The organism is Bacillus sp. JJ783 (genome assembly GCF_036963225.1).
GTDB classification, from domain to species: domain Bacteria; phylum Bacillota; class Bacilli; order Bacillales; family Bacillaceae_G; genus Bacillus_A; species Bacillus_A cereus_U.
Genome location: NZ_JBALMG010000097.1, coordinates 4866 through 22583, shown reverse-complemented (window position 1 = coordinate 22583; position 17718 = coordinate 4866). Strand labels below are relative to the sequence as shown.

The window sequence follows — 17718 nt, the reverse complement described above, 5'->3', positions numbered from 1 at the left end:
GGAAATGTTACAAATGTATTTTGTTAAATAGAAACCAAGGTCAAAATGTTTAAAAAGAAATAGTTGAATAAATAAAAGTTACAAATTATAATTACTAATATTCTTCATATAGTTAAACAAATAAAATCTATTTGAAGAAGAAAAATTGAATAGAGAGACAGACTTATACAAAATAAGCCTTGGATGATCAAAAGAGGTGGAGAGATGCAACAATTTTTATTAAAGAGTAAACGAGTATTAAGTAATCATTTTGGATTTTTCGTATTTGCCGTTATTTTACTTTGGTTAAAAACATATGCAGCATATGTGACAGAATTTAATTTAGGGATATCAAACACAATCCAAAAGTTTTTACTGTTTTTTAACCCGTTAAGCTCAGCAGTTCTATTTTTAGGGCTCGCATTATTCGCAAAAGGGAAACGAGCTTACATTTGGTTAATTATTATTAATTTGCTAATGTCTATACTTTTATACGCAAACGTAGTATATTATCGCTTTTTCAGCGACTTTATTACGTTCCCGACATTAACACAATCGAATAACTTTGGAGATTTAGGTGGTAGTATTTTTGCATTGCTACACTTATATGATCCACTATATTTCTTAGATACAATCATTTTAATTGTTTTAGTCGCAACGAAATTTGTAAATCCTAAACCAATCCGTGTTGCGAAGCATAAATTATCTCTAGTATTTGTAGCAGGTATTTTATTCTTTAGCGTTAACTTAGGTCTGGCAGAATCTGACCGTCCTGAATTGTTAACAAGAACATTTGACCGCAATTATATCGTGAAATATTTAGGGGCGTACAATTTCACGATTTATGATGGTATTCAAAGTGCGAAAGCATCAACAGAACGAGCATTAGCGGATGGAGATAATATGACAGAAGTTAGAAACTATCTTACATCAACTTATGCAAGTCCAAATCCTGAGTATTTCGGTAAAGGAAAAGGAATGAACGTAATTTATATTCATTTAGAGTCATTCCAAAACTTTTTACTAAACTACAAGCTAAATGGCCAAGAAGTTACACCATTCTTAAACTCATTTACAAAAGATGCGAATACGTTATACTTTGATAACTTCTTCCATCAAACAGGACAGGGTAAAACATCTGATGCGGAGTTCATGTTAGAGAATTCAATGTTTGGATTACCACAAGGATCTGTTTTTACAAATAAAGCTCATAACACGTATCAATCAGCACCGGCTATTTTAGGACAACAAGGATATACATCAGCAGTGTTCCACGGTAACTACAAAACGTTCTGGAACCGTGATGAAATTTATAAATCATTTGGTTTTAATAACTTCTTTGATGCGTCATACTATGATATGAATGAAAAAGATGTAGTAAACTATGGCTTAAAAGATAAACCGTTCTTTAATGAATCAATTCCTTTATTACAAACGTTGAAACAACCGTTCTATACGAAGTTCATTACGTTATCGAACCATTTCCCTTATCCGATTGATAAGGCGGAAGCGACGATTGAACCAGCTAAAACAGGTGATTCATCAGTAGATACGTACTTCCAAACAGCACGCTATTTAGATGAATCTGTAAAAGGATTCATTGATTACTTGAAACAATCTGGTTTATACGATAACTCAATTATCGTTATGTACGGTGACCATTACGGCATTTCAGATAATCATAGTGCAGCAATGTCTCAAATAATGGGTAAAGAAATGAACTCATTTGAAAATGCTCAATTACAACGTGTACCTTTAATCATTCGCGTACCAGGAATGGAAGGCGGCGTACAACATCAATACGGCGGAGAAATTGACGTTCTACCAACGTTATTACACTTACTAGGTACAGATACGAAAAATTATGTCCAATTCGGATCAGATTTATTATCACCAGAGCATAAACAAGTCGTTCCGTTCCGTAACGGTAACTACGTAAGCCCAACAGTTACAGCACTTAACGGCAAATATTATGATACAGCGACTGGGAAACCTGTAGAATTTACAGATGAAATAAAACAAAATGAACAAATGGTTCAAAAATCACTAAAATACTCCGACCAAGTTGTTAACGGTGACTTATTACGATTCTACACACCAGAAGGATTTACACCGGTAGAACCTTCTAAGTATAACTATAACAATCGTGATAAAGATAAAACGAAGGTGAAGACGACTGAAGACGGGGAAACGAAATAAATAATAAAAAATCCTACTCGTATAGAAAACGAGTAGGATTTTTTGTTTTAAGATTTACTTTCGGATTTTTGGAGTGCTACTTTTTTAGGCATAAAACATGCAATAATCAAAGCTACAAAAGATAAGACTAACATAAATGCGTAGGCATCACTTGAGCTGAAGATAGAAGATAATTTCTTTACTTGCATAACTGAAATGTTTCCATTTTCACTAGATAACTGCGAAGCATGTGAAGTGGATTGAATTGTGTATACCGTGATAATGACTGCTGTTCCTATAGCACCTGCTAATTGACGTACGGTATTATTCACTGCGGAACCATGTGAACCCAGTTCTCTTGGTAAAGCGTTTAAACCTGCTGTATTTAAAGGCATCGAAATGAAACTTAGTCCAATGCGTAGAATAATGGTACGAACCATTAAATACATATAAGTGGTGGATTCGGTCAAATCAATTACACCCCACATAGATATAATGATACATATTAAACCTGTAATAAAGAGTGGCTTTGCCCCGTATTTATCAAACATTTTACCTGTGATAGGTGATAAGAAGGCATTAATTACAGTGCCAGGTAATAGAAGTAAACCGGATTCAAAAGCAGTAAAACCTCGTCCATTTTGCAAGTAAATCGGTAGAAGAATTAAATCAGCATACATAATCATCGTAATGAGTACGTTAATGACTGATGTAAGAGTGAAAATTTTATATTTAAATACGGATAAATTTAATAGTGGATCGCTAGACTTTATTTGACGTAAACAGAATAGCGTTGTAACAATTATTCCGATGATAATTGTAGTAATAACAACTGGATGACCCCATCCTTTACTTCCCGCACTACTAAACCCGAATATAATACAACCAAAGCCAATCGTTGATAAAATGACACTTACGATATCTAATTTTGCTTTTGTTGTCTCAGCAACATTCATTAAATATTTTAGCGCGAGAATAATAACGATTAATACAAATGGAGCTAATCCAATAAATAACCATCTCCATGATACATATTCAATAATAAAGCCAGATAGCGTTGGAGCGATGGCTGGCGCAAAAATTATGGCGAAACCAATGGTTCCCATAATACTTCCACGCTTTTCACTAGGGTATAAATATAAAATAACTGTCATCATTAGTGGCATAATAATTCCTGCCCCAACTGCTTGAATCATTCTTCCTGTTAACAAAGTGCCAAAATTCATGGCGCATGCACAAAGAACAGTCCCGATAAACAAGGAGAGCATGGAGCTAATAAATAGCTGCCTTGTAGTAAATCGTTTCATTAAAAATGCAGTAATTGGCACTAGAACACCATTTATGAGCATAAAGCCTGTCGATAGCCATTGCACTGTTGCAGCCGAAACATCAAATACTTCCATCAAATTACTCATCGCTACATTTAATAGCGTCTGATTTAATGTTGATAAAAAACAGCCGGCAATGAGCACAACTAATATAATTTTTTTATTTCTTTCTGATATTTCCTTTTGCATTGGTAAACTCCTTCATTGTTTTCTTGATTTATCGACAATGTGTCGATAAAATTAATGGTAACAAAATAAATTTTCTTTGACCATGAACAGTTTTGTTGAAAATGTTCACTACTCGGCACTGAAGGTATGCACTGTCGAGTAAGTAAAGAGAAAATCTATAAAGGAGTTTCAAAATGTCTACACCTAAAAAAGAAGATCCGCGTACAGTTCGTTCAAGAGAAATGTTTAAAAATGCTGTTTTTTCTCTCCTATGTGAGAATCCTAGTATTTCAAGCTTAACGGTTCAGAAAGTCGCAACAACGGCAGGATTAAATCGAACAACATTTTACTTACATTATCAAGATATTCAAGATTTACTAGACCAAATCACGAATGAGATTTCAAATGAACTTTCAAATAAAATTGCTGATTTAATACATGCAAAAGATTTATCAGAAAAACAAAAGCTAACACAATTACTTGATTATTTATATATCCACCGAAATTATTTATTTATATTATTTAAAATGAATCAATTTGAGGAGCAATTATTTTTATTTTTAAAAGAGTTAATAGAAACGAGAAGAGAGAATACGAAAAAGAATTTGCCAGATGACTATGTTGCGGTTGATATTAAAACAGCCTCTTTGGTAGGTATCATCATGTGGTGGATAAGGAATGGACTTCACTTTAGTTCAGATTATATTGCAAATCAAATTTATTTCATGTATAAAGGGTAATGATTTTAAGGATCGGGATTAATAAAAATTTATAAAACAAAAGATCCAGAGATAGAAGGGGGATATTCATGAATTTTAAAAATGAAAAAATATCATTACATTTAGAGGTTGTAAATTACCAATATAAAGATGCAAAAGACGAGTGTGATCGAAATTGGTTAAGAGTAAAAGCGAGACTGTCAGAAGAAAATAAAGTTTTTGAAACGATGGATCCTTTTTTACAAACATCCGATTTACAGTACATGATAAAATGGTTTCAAGCATTACCAAACCCTACATATAACGAACTAGATTTCATCGAGCCAAATTTAGCGTTTGAATTTATGGGAGAAAAAGAAGGGGAGTTTCACCTTGTTATTCGCTTATCGCTGGAACTTAATCCTTCATGGTGTAAGGAAGAGGAGTACGAATTTTCTATCAGTATCACTCAAGATGATAGAGAGAATATTATTAGTTCTATTGAAGAGCAGCAAAAGAAATTCCCAAAACGATAATAAAAAGACTTGATAACCTACTAGAGGAAATCAAGTCTTTTTCATTAAATACGATTATCATGCCAGAAGTTTAATGGGAAGTGTTCGTTCTCATGATAGCTTTCTAATTCATATCCTCTTTCTTTCAGCCCTTTAATAATTCCAGGTACTGCTTTAACTGATTGTGGATGAATATCGTGCATAAGAATAACTTCTGTTGGATTTGTAGCACCAGCTAGAACGTTTTCTACGATTTTAGCAGATGCAGCATCAACTGGCATTTTGTTGTATTTCCAGTCTAATGAATCAATTGTCCAATCCCATACTTTTAACCCATTCTCAACAACTTTGTTGCGAAGGGCTTCATTTAATCCTGGCATTGAGCCGTAAGATGGGCGAGTTAATACTGGTGATTTACCTAGAACTCCAGCGATTAAGCCTTGGTCTTCCTTCATTTCATCAACGTAGTGACCTTCTGTATACAGTTTCTTGTAGTTATGAGTCATACTGTGCATCCCAACATAGTGGCCTTCAGCATCTTCACGTTTTACAAGATCAGGGAAAGCTTTCACATTTGAACCAATTAGGAAGAATGTTGCTTTTGCATTTTCGCTCTTTAACATATCTAAAAGCTCAGCTGTGTATTTTCCAGGACCATCGTCAAATGTTAAGTAAGCGACTTTTCTAACTTGCCCGTTATAGTGCTTTGGAGCTTCTTTCGGAGCAAGGGATGTTTGAATTTCACTTACAAGTTGAACAGATTTTGCTTCATCTTCTGTACTTGCTAGAGCGATATGTGTTGATCCGTAAGCAGCTTCGTATGTAAATAATACCCCGGCGCAAATCAACAGAGCCCTTTTCACTAAAGTTGTCATCCGAATTCCATTGTGCATAATTTTCCTACTCTCTATAAAAGTTCTACTCTACTATATTAGCAATTTTAGAGGGGGAAATGCAAAAAAACTTTTTTACAAGCGCAAAAAAGTTTGTCCAAAAGTATGCAAGATTTTATAATAATTGCGTTTTGAATAAATGGGATAAAAAAATGGATAATCTTAATCTTTAATAGGAAACACTACAAGGGATATTAATTTTAGGAGGGGCTTTAATTGAAGTATAAAAAAATACTTTCTATATGTATGACAAGCATATTTACAGTAGGACTGCTATTTGGGTGTAATACAGCTCAAAAGGATGAACAGGAACCAGATCCAACGGAGGAACCTTCTGAGCAAAAACAACAGGATAAGAATAAACAGGAAGATCCTTCTAAAGAAAAAAATAATGAGTTAAATAAAAAAGATGAACAGGAGCCAGATCCAACTGAAGAACCTTCCGAAGAAAGAAAAGAGAAAAAAGAAAATGAGTAATTGTGGATTAGTAAAATTCACAGCATGAAAATGAAAAATAGAAGTAAGTAACTTTAAATTATAAAAGCCCTTTCCTGCATTTAAGGTAAGTGGCTTTTATATATTTTAAGCATTTCTTTTGAAATGATACTCATATTAATGGGTTTTATTATATCCATCTGTTCAACGATATAGATTGGGACAAATGATATGGTATTGTTTAGGAAGTAAGATGGTCATGGGCAAAAAGATGGAAAAAATTAAAATTTCACATACCGTATTTAAAAAATAAATATAGGAAAACCAAAAAGTAATGTAGAATATATCGTACATACATGTGTGAAGTCAACATAAAACATAAAACATAAAAGAGGTGGACATATGTTACTTGAAGAAGTAATGCAGCAACTAGAGGAATATGGAACAGAACAAAATCGTAAAACGTTTAAAAATCATGGGGCGAAAGAGCCGTTATTCGGAGTTAGTTTTGCGAATATAAAATTGTTAAAAAAGAAGATAAAAAAAGATCATGATTTAGCAATCTTATTATGGGAAACGAAAAATATGGACGCAATGACTTTAGCAACGATGGTTTTAGATCCGAAGAAACTAACGTCAGAACAGCTAAATAGATGGGTTCAAGATGTTGATTATTATTGTTTAATGGACGTTCTTATGACAGCTATATGTACGTCGCCAATCGCGATAGAAAGAATGGAAGAATGGACGAAGTCTGATGATGAATGGATTGGAAGAGCTGGTTGGTCATTATTAGCGAATATCGCAATAAAAAATAAAACGTTAGACGATGACTTTTTCTTACCGTATTTAGAAGAGATTAAAGTTCATATACATAATGAAAAAAATCGTAAAAGAGAAGCGATGAATAGAGCTTTAATTGCGGTAGGGGTTCGAAATGAAGCTTTAGAGCAACAAGCAATTGAAATCTCACGTGAAGTTGGAAAAGTAGAAGTTGATCACGGTGAAACGTCATGCAAAACACCAGATGCAGAATCCTATATTAAAAAGACACGAGAAAGAGCTGAAAAGAAGAAAGTAAAATAAGAGAAGGAGAAAGGCTATGAAACCAATTGAAGTGGCACGAAGTATTATTACATCACAATTTTCGAATTGTGATGTTGCTTTACTAGGGGGAAGTGTTGCTAGAGGAGAGGCTACGAAAACATCTGACCTTGATATTGTAATATTTGACCAAAGTTTGTCATCTTGTTATAGAGAATCTTTCTATAGTAATGGCTGGCCTGTTGAAGTATTCGTACATAATTTTGAAACGTACAAAACCTTTTTTAAAAGTGATTGTGAGCGCGGGCGACCTTCATTACCTCAATTAGTTTCAGAAGGGATTGAATTAAAAGGTAAAGATGAAATTGTAGAGATACTCAAAAGAGAAGCGAATGAATTATTAAATAAAGGACCAGAGAAATGGTCAGAAGAAACGATGAAACAGAAACGCTATTTTATTACGGATACTTTGGATGATTTCATTGGTGCAACAAAGAGAGAAGAAGAATTGTTCATCGCAAATTTATTAGCTGATTTAGTACATGAATATGTTTTAAGGGTAAATGGTAGGTGGCTTGGAAATTCAAAATGGTTTATTAGAGTGTTAAGAAGGTATGACGAGCAATATGCAGAACATTTTGTAGCGGCTTTTGATCATTTTTATAAAACAGAGGAGAAAAATGAATTAATTACTTTTGTAGAAAGCACGCTAGATCAGTATGGAGGAAGAATGTTCGAAGGCTTTTCTATAGGGAAATGAGAAGGGGATAGCAAAGTGAATATACCATTCGTTCAATTAAGAGAATTGACACTAGACAATGTAGAAGATCGATATCAATGGTCATTAGATACAGAAGTAACAAAGCATTTAGTTGTACCAAATCAATATCCACCGTTCACTCGTGAAGATACGAGAAGGTGGATTGAAGCATGCATAAGTCGAAAGAATGGTTATGAACAACGAGCTATCGTTACAAAGGAAGGTATACACATTGGATGGGTAGACCTAAAAAACTTTGATAATACAAATAAAAATGCCGAACTAGGGATTGCAATTGGAAATAAAGAATATTGGGGTAAAGGATATGGAATGGCAGCTCTATACAGTATGTTACAAATCGGCTTTTCTGAATTCCAATTAGAAAAAGTTTGGCTACGAGTAGACGAAGATAATTTAAAAGCTAGAAAGAGTTATGAAAAAGCTGGATTTGTTTGTGAAGGAATAATGAGAAATGATCGATTACGTCAAGGTAAGTTCATTCATCGCTATCGTTATAGTATGTTAAAAGAAGAATATCAATCTTTATTCAATAGTCTATAAAAATATTATGTAAACTTAAAGGGGATGGGGAAAATGATTCGATTACTTACTAAAGAAGATGCGGAGCAATATTGGGACTTACGTTTACAAGCCTTACAAGTAAATCCAGAGGCATTTGTAACAACTTATGAAGAAGCGGTGCGGCAAGAAAATCCTCTTGAGCGAGTTGCAAGTAATTTAACATCTAATACTAGCTGTACATTTGGTGCTTTTAATGAAGAAAATCAATTAATTGGAGTTGTCACTTTACTAACAGAAGAGAAAGAGGCGTATAAGCATAAAGGTCATATCGTTGCGATGTATGTAGATGCACAAAATAGACGTAATGGATTGGCACGTGAGTTAATTGCAAATGCAATTCAAAGAGCGAGAGAAATAAAACTAGAGCAATTGAACTTAGGTGTTGTATCCACAAACGAACCAGCAAAAAAATTATACGAATCAATGGGCTTTAAAACGTATGCAATTGAAAAAAGAGCTATAAAGATGAATGGTGTGTATAGTGATGATGAAAATATGGTGTTGTTTCTTTAAAGACTACATCCATAATGAGATTTTTGAATATTAATTATATTCATTTTGTTATATAGTAAAAGGAGAAAGTATATAAGGGGTTTTAATATGAAAGCTATTGCAGTAGGGATAGTGGCATCGTTTTTCTTTGCCTTTACCTTTGTGTTAAACCGGTCGATGGACTTAGAAGGCGGAAGTTGGATTTGGAGTGCATCACTACGGTATTACTTTATGGTTCCAATGCTATTACTTATTGTTATGTATAGAGGGAACTTAAAACAACTCTTTCAATATATGAAAAACAATCCGAAAGAATGGTTGTTATGGAGTATTGTTGGATTTGGTCTCTTTTATGCACCGCTTAGTTTCGCAGGTGCGTTTGGACCGGGGTGGCTCGTTGCTTCAACTTGGCAAATTACGATAGTTGCAGGAATTTTATTAACACCATTTTTCGCGGTAGACCCATTACATAAGAAGCTTCCGATGAAGGAATTAGTAATGTCAGGCATTATTTTATTCGGTGTTGTTCTTATGCAAGTAGAACACGCTTCTTCTTTAGGAATTCGTGAAACCATTTTATGTGTAGTTCCGGTACTCATTGCAGCATTTGCGTACCCACTTGGAAATAGAAAAATGATGCAAGTATGTAAGGGCGAATTAGATGTCTTCCAGCGGGTTCTCGGTATGACATTAGCAAGTTTACCATTTTGGTTTTTACTATCTGGATATGAAGTATCTACAAGCGGTTTACCGTCAAGTAGTCAAGTTTTTCAATGTTTTATCGTTGCGATTAGTTCAGGTTTAATTGCAACAGTATTATTCTTCTATGCGACAGATCTTGTAAAAGATGATCCGCAAAAATTAGCAACAGTCGAAGCGACACAGTCCGGCGAAGTTTTATTTGCGCTAGTAGGAGAGCTCATTTGGCTATCGGCTCCAATTCCGTCTTCTTTATCTTGGATTGGAATGAGCCTTGTAATTGTTGGAATGATACTTCATAGTTATGTAGCTGTAGCTGTGAAAAAAGCAGAAAAAATAACCGCGTAAAATGATTAGCTCTTTTCCATAAAGAGCTAGTCATTTTTCATGAAAAGGGATGGCGATATGATGTTACAGCGTGTTGAGCATATAGAAATAGATCCAATTAAGAAAGTATTAAAGCATGCGACCGGCCCGAGTGAAGTAAGATTAATTAAAGCAGTTTCATTGTATGAAAATAATCATGCAGTGCTATATAAATATGGGAATAAGGGTTGCATAGGTATTGCGTTAATTGATACAAATAGAGCGAGAATATGTCACATAGCTGTTGATGAAAAATATCGTAATCATGGAATTGCACTTCAAATGATTAAAGAAATAGTTAGGAAATATGAGTTAACATATATTGAGGCTGAGACAGACAGAGAGGCAGTCGGATTTTATAAGAAATGTAACTTTAAGATTGAAAGTTTGGGAGAAAAATACCCGGGGATAGAAAGGTTTTATTGTTATTTAGAGAATGAATAAAATAAAGAGCGCATCGTTTGTGATGGACTCTTTCATATGAGTATAAAGTTTGATTTAAGATTGCTAGAGTGAAAGTTTTCATTGCTGTGATGTAACGCTTTCATTTTGTTTCATTTCAAAAATTTTCTTACCATCTTCATCTACAATTTTAATAGAATCTCTAAGTTTAGGCACACCGATATACATAACAGGGTTTTTATCTTTTCCTTTGTTTTTTTCAATACGTAAGACGATAACGGATGTATCTTTTTCGTCTTTAACTTCTTTTACTGTAATTTTATCATTTTTATACTTTTCTCCAAATGCTAAATGTACCATTCTCTTTCCTTCACTAATGCTATCATTTGAGTAATGGATCATAGTTGGATCTTCTTGTGCTTTTTCGTATAAGTTTGAAGGACCATATCCACCTTCGTTATATCTAGACTTTTCTAACACCCAAAAATCTTCATATTCATTATTAGAAAAAGTACAACCACTTAAGCTAATCATTCCTAATATGAAAAGGGGTAATATAATTTTCTTCATTGTTTTCACCTTCCTTTATTAATTATAAATGAATATACCATAATTTAACTGTTTCCGATATGATAAGAACGATAGGAGTATAGTAATCTATATGGATTATGTTAAAAATTAAGAAAAATATGATAATATATGTATGTACTAGTTTAAAGCAAAATGGGGGAACAATCGTGAAAATGAATGAAATAGTGGCGAGTACACAACTTCCAAATACAATCGAAACAATTACAAATGATTTAAAAGAATTAGGGATAGAAAAAGGAATGACAGTTATTGTTCATTCATCATTAAGTTCGATTGGTTGGGTATCTGGCGGAGCAGTTGCAGTAGTAGAGGCGTTAATGAAAGTCATTACGGAAGAGGGAACAATCATTATGCCAACCCAATCTTCAGACTTATCCGATCCAAAACATTGGTCAAGACCACCTGTACCAGAAGACTGGTGGCAAATTATTCGGGATAACGTCCCAGCATTTGACCCACGTATAACACCAACAAGGGCAATGGGAGAAGTAGTTGAATGTTTTCGTACATATCCGAATGTATTGCGCAGTAATCATCCGCTCAGTAGTTTTGCAGCATGGGGGAAACACGCAGAAGAAATTACAGCGAATCATTCACTTTCCATAAGTTTTGGTGAAGAATCGCCATTACGAAAAATATACGATTTAGATGGATGCATATTATTACTTGGTGTCGGTTATGACTCCAATACGTCCATACATTTATCTGAGGTACGTACAGGTGCACGTGAGTTAATAAAGGTAGGAGCAGCTATTATAGAAGAAGGTGTAAGAGTATGGAAAGAATTCGTTGAAATGGATTACGATTCTGACACGTTTGTAGAAATCGGAGTTGAATATGAGCGTAAAGGAACAGTTACGCGTGGGAAGATAGGGAATGCGACGTGCCGTTTTATGAGGCAACGTGATGCAGTTGACTTTGGAACAGAGTGGTTTCGTGCGAAAAATCAGTAAGGGATGGTTATTATGAAGGGGAAAAAAGTATTAATTACGAGCGGCGGTTGCCTAGAAAAATGGGATCAAGTACGCGGACATACAAATTTAGCAAAAGGTACGATTGGAAGAATCATTGCAGAAGAGCTAATGACAAAAGGAGCAAATGTAATATATTTGCATGGCTACTTTGCTGAGAAGCCAATGGATGTAAATAACCAATTAGAATTGCACCCATTTGAGGGGATTATTGATTTACAAGATAAGATGAAAAGTATTATTACACATGAAAAAGTAGATGCAGTTATTATGGCTGCAGCTGGCTCAGATTGGGTTGTCGAAAAAATTTGTGATCAAGATGGAAATGTTCTTAATATGAACGGAAAGATTTCAAGTGATATCGCACCAATTATTCATTTTCAAAAAGCGCCAAAAATATTAAAACAAATAAAGAGCTGGGATCCAGAAACGATACTCGTCGGCTTTAAACTGGAAAGTGATGTAAATGAAGCAGAACTTATTGAAAGAGCAAGCAAAAGAATGGAAGGTGCAAAAGCGAGTGTGATGGTAGCGAACTCACCGCATTCTTTATATTCTCGCGGCGCCGTGCATCACGTCATTGGACAAGATGGTAATGTGAAGTTATGTAATGGGAAAGATGAAACTGCAAAAGAAATTGTCAATATGTTAGAGCATTTATGTAATCGTATTACTGCGATGGAAATTTAAGCTTTTAGAAAGAGCTGCAGTCGCATAGTATATAATGGAGTTAATATTAACTTAGTGGGGGAACGTATCCCTCACTAAGTATTAAATTGAATCAAATCAATGGAATAGGCCATTAGCTGCTCGTAAATGTGTAATACATGATATATGCATAATGAACATTTTGTGAGGAGTGGATTGTATGGAACATTTATTAAAGCAAGCTATTAAACTTAGAAATGAAAAGAAATATGCGCAGTCTAGAGAGATACTTATAGGATTAACAAATTTTACGAGAGATGCAGAAGTACTATATCAATGCGCTTGGATACATGATGTCATGGGTCTTGAAATGGAGGCGGTTCCGTATTATGAACAGGCGATTGCGAACGGACTTGATGGTGAATCACTTCGCGGAGCGTATATCGGTCTTGGCAGTACGTATCGTTGTATAGGGGAATATGATAAAGCGATTACTGTATTAGAAGCAGGGATAAAGAAGTTCCCGGAAAATGACGTGATGAAAGTATTTTTATCATTAGCAAAATATAACGTAAACGATCATGAATCCGCGATGAAATTACTGCTTGAAATGGTCGTAAAAGTAGAGGGAGTAAAAGAATTTGAACGTGCCATTTCATTTTATAAAGATCATTTAAATGAGGTTTTTGAATAGAGGAGAGAAGGAATGAATCCATCAATTTCACGAAGGCGAAAAGGCATTTGGATTGGGCTCATATCTTTAATTATGTTATCAAACTATTTATTGTATGCCCTTCCAATAGTGCCAGCTGCCCCGAAAGAAGTAGTGCTTGGTTCGTTATTAGATTTTATGTTTGTAATTCCAATCATCACATATTTCTTTATTATAAGGAAAAGATATTCGTTAACGTATATGTTTCCTGTAGTTATAGCTGGATACGTGTTCGCAAGATTTATAATTCCTAGTGATTATTTACAAGCTTTTTCATTTGTTTCGTATGTAATAGTTGCTGGAGAAATTGTGTTCGTATGTTTTGAACTGATTCTGATATATAAAATTATAAGAGTACTTCCTAAAATAATAAAACGATATAAAGAATATAGAAGTGAGTATTCTTCATTTTCTTATGCGATTGATGCAGCATTTGATGCTAATATGAAGAGAAGTAAGACAGTAAATATCATTCTAACAGAGTGTAAATTACTCTATTATGCTTTTTTATCGTGGCGTGAAAAAGTATTAGAAAGTGAATTCACATACTCATATCATAAAAAGACCGGTGCAATAGGTGTTTATATCATGATTATTCATGCAACATTAATTGAAAGTATCGGTTTTCATTATTTAATTCATCAATGGAATCCAGTAATAGCTTGGATTTTACTCATCTTAAACATATATGCGATGTTTTATTTTTTAGCTGAAATACAAGCGATGCGTAAAAATCCAATTATCGTTGCGGAAGAAAAAGTGATTATTCAAATTGGATTAGGAAAGAAAATCGTTATACCATTTATACAAATTGATAACATTGCATTTTATAAAGGCGAATCTTTAACGAAAGAAGAAGAGAAAGAGGTTCTTGACGCAACTGTTATGGAATTTATAAAGGAACCTGCAACTTTTGAAATAACGTTAAAAGAGCCAATTAAAGCGCAGTTGTTATATGGATTTTCTAAAACAGTAAGTCGTGTTCACTTAAATGTAGACGATGAACGGAAATTTTATGATGCGGTTATGGAGAAATTGAAATAGGAGTAAAAATAGTGAAAAATAAAAAACTCGCAACTTAATAGCTTGCGGGTTTTCGTCGTAAACAATTAAAAAATATGATAAAATTAAGAGGTAACTTATGGTAAGGTTGGTTGTTCAATTATCACTTCTCCGAGTAGGAGGGGGGTGATAATAAGTGAGTGAAATTGCGTTGTTACTGCAAGGTGGACTGTTTCTCATTGCATTGTTAACGTTTATTGTCGTCTTAATTGACAAGCTCAAAAAATAACAACCCACCTATGCCTATAGAATGTGGGTTGTTGTGTTTGTACGAAACAAATAGGATAAATGAACAATCCAATCTGCTAAGTTACGTGGACTAGTGTGTAGCCGCACACTAGTCTTTTTTATTTATATACAGTTTTTAATTGTTTTATGTGATTGTATTGTTCTTTTCATACTCATTATAACACAGTGTCTTTTCATGAAGAAAGGAGACCGTATGTTCTTATGTGGATTAAATAGAACGTGTAGTTTCTTTAAATAGCCCATCCATATACTGTTTTAAACTTTCCACAAAAAATCCTTTTTTGTCTACATTATTTACGCCGACAATTGGTGATGAAAGATTGTATCTCTTTTCTGATAAATGAACAACAACATCAAAAATATCAAATAGGCGAATGAAGCAGAACAGACCATCTTTATCACTAAGTAAAATAAAGTAATGGTTTTCGCTCGTTGTATTTAATGTATTCCATAAAGAGCTTTTGCTTAAGTCACGGACGATACTCTTTTCCTTTAATTCCATGAAATCGGCATTTAATAGAATGGTAGAAATATCAATCGCATCTGGATCGTCAAAGTAGCCATCAATTGTTTGTACAGCAAAAGTATAAGCCATTTTTAATACACTCATCTTATATTTACGGTTATCTAAAAGCAATTCACGTTGAATAGAACTAGCTACTTTTGTTACGCGCTCTTCTTTCCAAATTTCATTATGTAATGAAATATCGTGCTTTTTACATAGTTTCATAATTAATGCATTAGAATAAAGTATCTCATCACTTACTTCGACTACATCTGTCTCAGCGGCTGCTAGCTCCTCACCATGTTCATTCGTATAGAGAGGGGAGTCGATTTGTTTTTTCATTTGCTCAATCTTATATTGACTTAATTTATGTCTAATTAAAGGACGGTCAATATTTGTTGTCATATGTTCATGACAGGAATCACAAATTGAGTTTGTGAAATAATATCCACATAATATCTCTGGAATGACATATTGTTCACTAAGTTCTTTCGTATCTTTTCTGCAAATGATGCATTGTGTCATATTTATCACCTTTACCTGCAAATTTGTCTGTAATCTCATTGTAGTGTATTTAATGGGATTTTGGAATGTTGTAAAGGAAAATATTATGTGAAATCTAAGTTTAATTTGGTACAATGAAGAGAAGTGCTAGTTTAAAGGAGGACGTTTTTTTGAAATCGAAAGTGCACTTTTGGACATTAGAAGTGCTGATGGTTGTAGGAATTATATTTATTTGCACAAAAATATCGTTTCTATTTCAACCGATTGGTATCTTCATATCAACATTATTTTTCCCAATTTTAATCGCGTTATTTTTATACTTCATATTTAACCCATTGTTAGTCTTTTTGGAGAATAAAAAAGTACCTAGAGGTTTAGCGATTTTACTACTGTATCTTTTTATTATCACATTAACTGGAGTTGCTATTGGAGTAGTTGTTCCAACCATCTCACAACAGCTAATGGATCTAGTGAAAAACATGCCGACTTATATAAAAGAGGGGAAAGTATACATACAAGATCTATCCCATCATAGGTTATTTGAATGGTTATCTACACAAAACTACGTTTCCATTGAAACAATAGAGAAAAATGCGATTGAATACTTAAAGGAAATACCAAACACAATTACGTCGAGTGCAACGGCTTTATTTGGTATTATCACGAACGTGGCGTTAGTTATTTTTACAGTACCGTTCATTTTATTTTATATGTTTAAAGATGGACATGCATTTCCAGGAAAAGCTGTTAGTGTATTACCAGAGTCTTACCGTGAAGAAGGACTTCGTATCATAAAGGAAACGAACGAAACATTATCTGCATATATTCAAGGGCAAGCGCTCGTTTGTTTATTTATAGGTGCCTTTACATTTACTGGTTATTTAATTATCGGTTTACCGTATGCTTTCGTTTTAGGGATTATCGCAGCATTTACAAATATAATTCCGAACTTAGGTCCATTTATCGGAGCAGCACCAGCTGTAATTGTAGGGCTGTTCGTATCTCCGATGCAAGCTCTGTACGTAATTATTATTGTAACAATTGTACAGCAGTTTGAAAGTAACATCATATCTCCACGTATTATGAGTTCGAAATTAAACATCCATCCGTTAACAATTATCATCCTTATTTTAGGGGTAGGTAATTTCGCGGGAATTATCGGAATGATTTTAGCAGTGCCTGTTTATGCGGTAACGAAAACAGTTGTTTCGAACTTAGTGAGATTGTTTAAGACGAAACGAAGTAAACGGAAATAGAATATGTTGAGAAAGATACACCGCTTAAATTGGTGTATCTTTTATTTTTTTAGAGTGTATGAAATACTTATTATTATATATTTTTTACACATCAAATCAGGCGATAATTTTTTGTTAAATAAACTTTATAAACTATGTGGAATCCCTCTGAACTATCCAAATCATCTCTTTACACTGCGTCATTAACATCATAATCGACTCCTTTCATTTCTAATATAAGTTCAAACAATTATAGGTGAGTGTAGTACTTGCTTCTACGATCACGAATTTCATCTATAATCTTTTTATACTGTTCCTCTTGTTTTGCTTCATTTGCAGATATAGTTTCTTTTTGAATCGTAATGGTTAAAAAGAAAAGGTGAAACTTCATACATGAATTCCTCCTTTCGAATAGGAATTACAGGTGACTACAATAATGACTTTGTCGTTCTTTTACGTTGTCCATTGCCTGTTCAATTTGTTGGCCATGAAGCATATCAAACTCAGACAGTTTATTTTTTTGAATGGTAATTGTTAAAAATAATACTTTGAATTTCATTGGATTTTTACCCCTTTATAATTTATTTAGTAAAGACGATTGTAATAAGAGGACTGGCGCTCTTTTACTCCGTCCATAATGTTTTTAATTTGTTGTTCGCGAGAAATTTCATCTTTTGAAAGTTTACGTTTTTGAATGGTAAT

The 17718-nt window shown here is 33.8% G+C and carries 23 protein-coding genes; 16 read left to right on the top strand and 7 right to left on the bottom strand.

All coding sequences use genetic code 11. The features are described 5' to 3' along the window. Positions 1–204: 204 nt before the first annotated feature. Entirely contained in the window at positions 205–2178 is a 1974-nt protein-coding gene (locus V7038_RS20090; RefSeq protein ID WP_002110449.1) for an LTA synthase family protein, read from the top strand. 47 nt (positions 2179–2225) lie between these two features. On the opposite strand, the gene V7038_RS20085 is transcribed toward V7038_RS20090, so the two are convergent. Next, positions 2226–3674, bottom strand: a complete 1449-nt coding sequence (locus V7038_RS20085) for a DHA2 family efflux MFS transporter permease subunit (RefSeq protein WP_335695548.1) — start codon at positions 3672–3674, stop codon at positions 2226–2228. A gap of 173 nt (positions 3675–3847) precedes the next feature. Here V7038_RS20085 and V7038_RS20080 point away from each other — a divergent pair, with 173 nt between their 5' ends. After that, the gene (locus tag V7038_RS20080; protein ID WP_070128503.1) at positions 3848–4393 is read left to right on the top strand and encodes a TetR/AcrR family transcriptional regulator; all 546 of its coding nucleotides are present in this window, start codon (positions 3848–3850) and stop codon (positions 4391–4393) included. Positions 4394–4461: 68 nt separating this feature from the next. Then, positions 4462–4887, top strand: a complete 426-nt coding sequence (locus V7038_RS20075; protein WP_002110446.1) for a WapI family immunity protein — start codon at positions 4462–4464, stop codon at positions 4885–4887. A 44-nt stretch (positions 4888–4931) separates the two neighbouring features. Here the strand turns inward: V7038_RS20075 and V7038_RS20070 are convergent, their stop codons facing one another. Continuing rightward, complete coding sequence (locus V7038_RS20070) at positions 4932–5759, bottom strand: peptidoglycan-N-acetylglucosamine deacetylase (RefSeq protein WP_002110445.1); 828 nt, start codon at positions 5757–5759, stop codon at positions 4932–4934. Between the two features lie 216 nt (positions 5760–5975). Between V7038_RS20070 and V7038_RS20065 the strand changes: the two genes are divergently transcribed. The 7 genes from V7038_RS20065 to V7038_RS20035 all read left to right on the top strand — a co-directional run bounded on the left by V7038_RS20065 (position 5976) and on the right by V7038_RS20035 (position 10581). Further along, positions 5976–6236: a hypothetical protein gene (locus tag V7038_RS20065; protein ID WP_002110442.1), complete on the top strand. Its 261-nt coding sequence runs from the start codon at positions 5976–5978 to the stop codon at positions 6234–6236. Positions 6237–6596: 360 nt separating this feature from the next. After that, on the top strand, positions 6597–7280 hold the full coding sequence (locus V7038_RS20060; protein WP_002110441.1) for a DNA alkylation repair protein: 684 nt from the start codon (positions 6597–6599) through the stop codon (positions 7278–7280). A gap of 16 nt (positions 7281–7296) precedes the next feature. Continuing rightward, positions 7297–7998 (top strand): nucleotidyltransferase domain-containing protein, encoded by a 702-nt coding sequence (locus V7038_RS20055; RefSeq protein ID WP_070128501.1) that lies wholly within the window; start codon positions 7297–7299, stop codon positions 7996–7998. Positions 7999–8013: 15 nt separating this feature from the next. Next, positions 8014–8559: a GNAT family N-acetyltransferase gene (locus V7038_RS20050; protein ID WP_002110439.1), complete on the top strand. Its 546-nt coding sequence runs from the start codon at positions 8014–8016 to the stop codon at positions 8557–8559. Positions 8560–8592: 33 nt separating this feature from the next. Further along, the gene (locus V7038_RS20045; protein WP_335695547.1) at positions 8593–9093 is read left to right on the top strand and encodes a GNAT family N-acetyltransferase; all 501 of its coding nucleotides are present in this window, start codon (positions 8593–8595) and stop codon (positions 9091–9093) included. Positions 9094–9180: 87 nt separating this feature from the next. Continuing rightward, positions 9181–10119: a DMT family transporter gene (locus tag V7038_RS20040; RefSeq protein ID WP_002110436.1), complete on the top strand. Its 939-nt coding sequence runs from the start codon at positions 9181–9183 to the stop codon at positions 10117–10119. Positions 10120–10179: 60 nt separating this feature from the next. Continuing rightward, positions 10180–10581, top strand: a complete 402-nt coding sequence (locus V7038_RS20035) for a GNAT family N-acetyltransferase (RefSeq protein WP_335695546.1) — start codon at positions 10180–10182, stop codon at positions 10579–10581. A 78-nt stretch (positions 10582–10659) separates the two neighbouring features. On the opposite strand, the gene V7038_RS20030 is transcribed toward V7038_RS20035, so the two are convergent. Next, complete coding sequence (locus V7038_RS20030; RefSeq protein WP_199659596.1) at positions 10660–11109, bottom strand: hypothetical protein; 450 nt, start codon at positions 11107–11109, stop codon at positions 10660–10662. A gap of 173 nt (positions 11110–11282) precedes the next feature. On the opposite strand from V7038_RS20030, the gene V7038_RS20025 reads away from it, so the two are divergent. The 5 genes from V7038_RS20025 (at position 11283) to V7038_RS20005 (ending at position 14752) form a co-directional block, all read left to right on the top strand. Continuing rightward, positions 11283–12083, top strand: coding sequence for an aminoglycoside N(3)-acetyltransferase (locus V7038_RS20025; protein ID WP_335695552.1), 801 nt, complete (start codon positions 11283–11285; stop codon positions 12081–12083). A 12-nt stretch (positions 12084–12095) separates the two neighbouring features. Further along, positions 12096–12791, top strand: a complete 696-nt coding sequence (locus V7038_RS20020) for a phosphopantothenoylcysteine decarboxylase domain-containing protein (protein WP_199659595.1) — start codon at positions 12096–12098, stop codon at positions 12789–12791. A gap of 178 nt (positions 12792–12969) precedes the next feature. Then, positions 12970–13443 carry a tetratricopeptide repeat protein gene (locus tag V7038_RS20015; RefSeq protein ID WP_199659594.1) on the top strand — a complete coding sequence of 158 codons (474 nt, stop codon included), beginning with the start codon at positions 12970–12972 and terminating at the stop codon, positions 13441–13443. Between the two features lie 12 nt (positions 13444–13455). Beyond that, positions 13456–14505, top strand: a complete 1050-nt coding sequence (locus V7038_RS20010) for a hypothetical protein (RefSeq protein ID WP_335695545.1) — start codon at positions 13456–13458, stop codon at positions 14503–14505. Positions 14506–14659: 154 nt separating this feature from the next. Further along, positions 14660–14752, top strand: coding sequence for a putative holin-like toxin (locus tag V7038_RS20005; RefSeq protein ID WP_001289318.1), 93 nt, complete (start codon positions 14660–14662; stop codon positions 14750–14752). A gap of 228 nt (positions 14753–14980) precedes the next feature. On the opposite strand, the gene V7038_RS20000 is transcribed toward V7038_RS20005, so the two are convergent. After that, positions 14981–15802, bottom strand: coding sequence for an HNH endonuclease (locus V7038_RS20000; RefSeq protein ID WP_199659592.1), 822 nt, complete (start codon positions 15800–15802; stop codon positions 14981–14983). 149 nt (positions 15803–15951) lie between these two features. On the opposite strand from V7038_RS20000, the gene V7038_RS19995 reads away from it, so the two are divergent. Next, positions 15952–17037: an AI-2E family transporter gene (locus V7038_RS19995; RefSeq protein WP_002110426.1), complete on the top strand. Its 1086-nt coding sequence runs from the start codon at positions 15952–15954 to the stop codon at positions 17035–17037. A gap of 229 nt (positions 17038–17266) precedes the next feature. Here the strand turns inward: V7038_RS19995 and V7038_RS19990 are convergent, their stop codons facing one another. The 3 genes from V7038_RS19990 to V7038_RS19980 all read right to left on the bottom strand — a co-directional run. Then, complete coding sequence (locus V7038_RS19990) at positions 17267–17407, bottom strand: YrzI family small protein (protein WP_241875651.1); 141 nt, start codon at positions 17405–17407, stop codon at positions 17267–17269. Positions 17408–17434: 27 nt separating this feature from the next. Next, positions 17435–17575, bottom strand: coding sequence for a YrzI family small protein (locus V7038_RS19985; protein ID WP_070146635.1), 141 nt, complete (start codon positions 17573–17575; stop codon positions 17435–17437). Between the two features lie 26 nt (positions 17576–17601). After that, on the bottom strand, positions 17602–17718 hold a 117-nt coding region (locus V7038_RS19980; protein ID WP_335695551.1), incomplete at its 5' end, for a YrzI family small protein.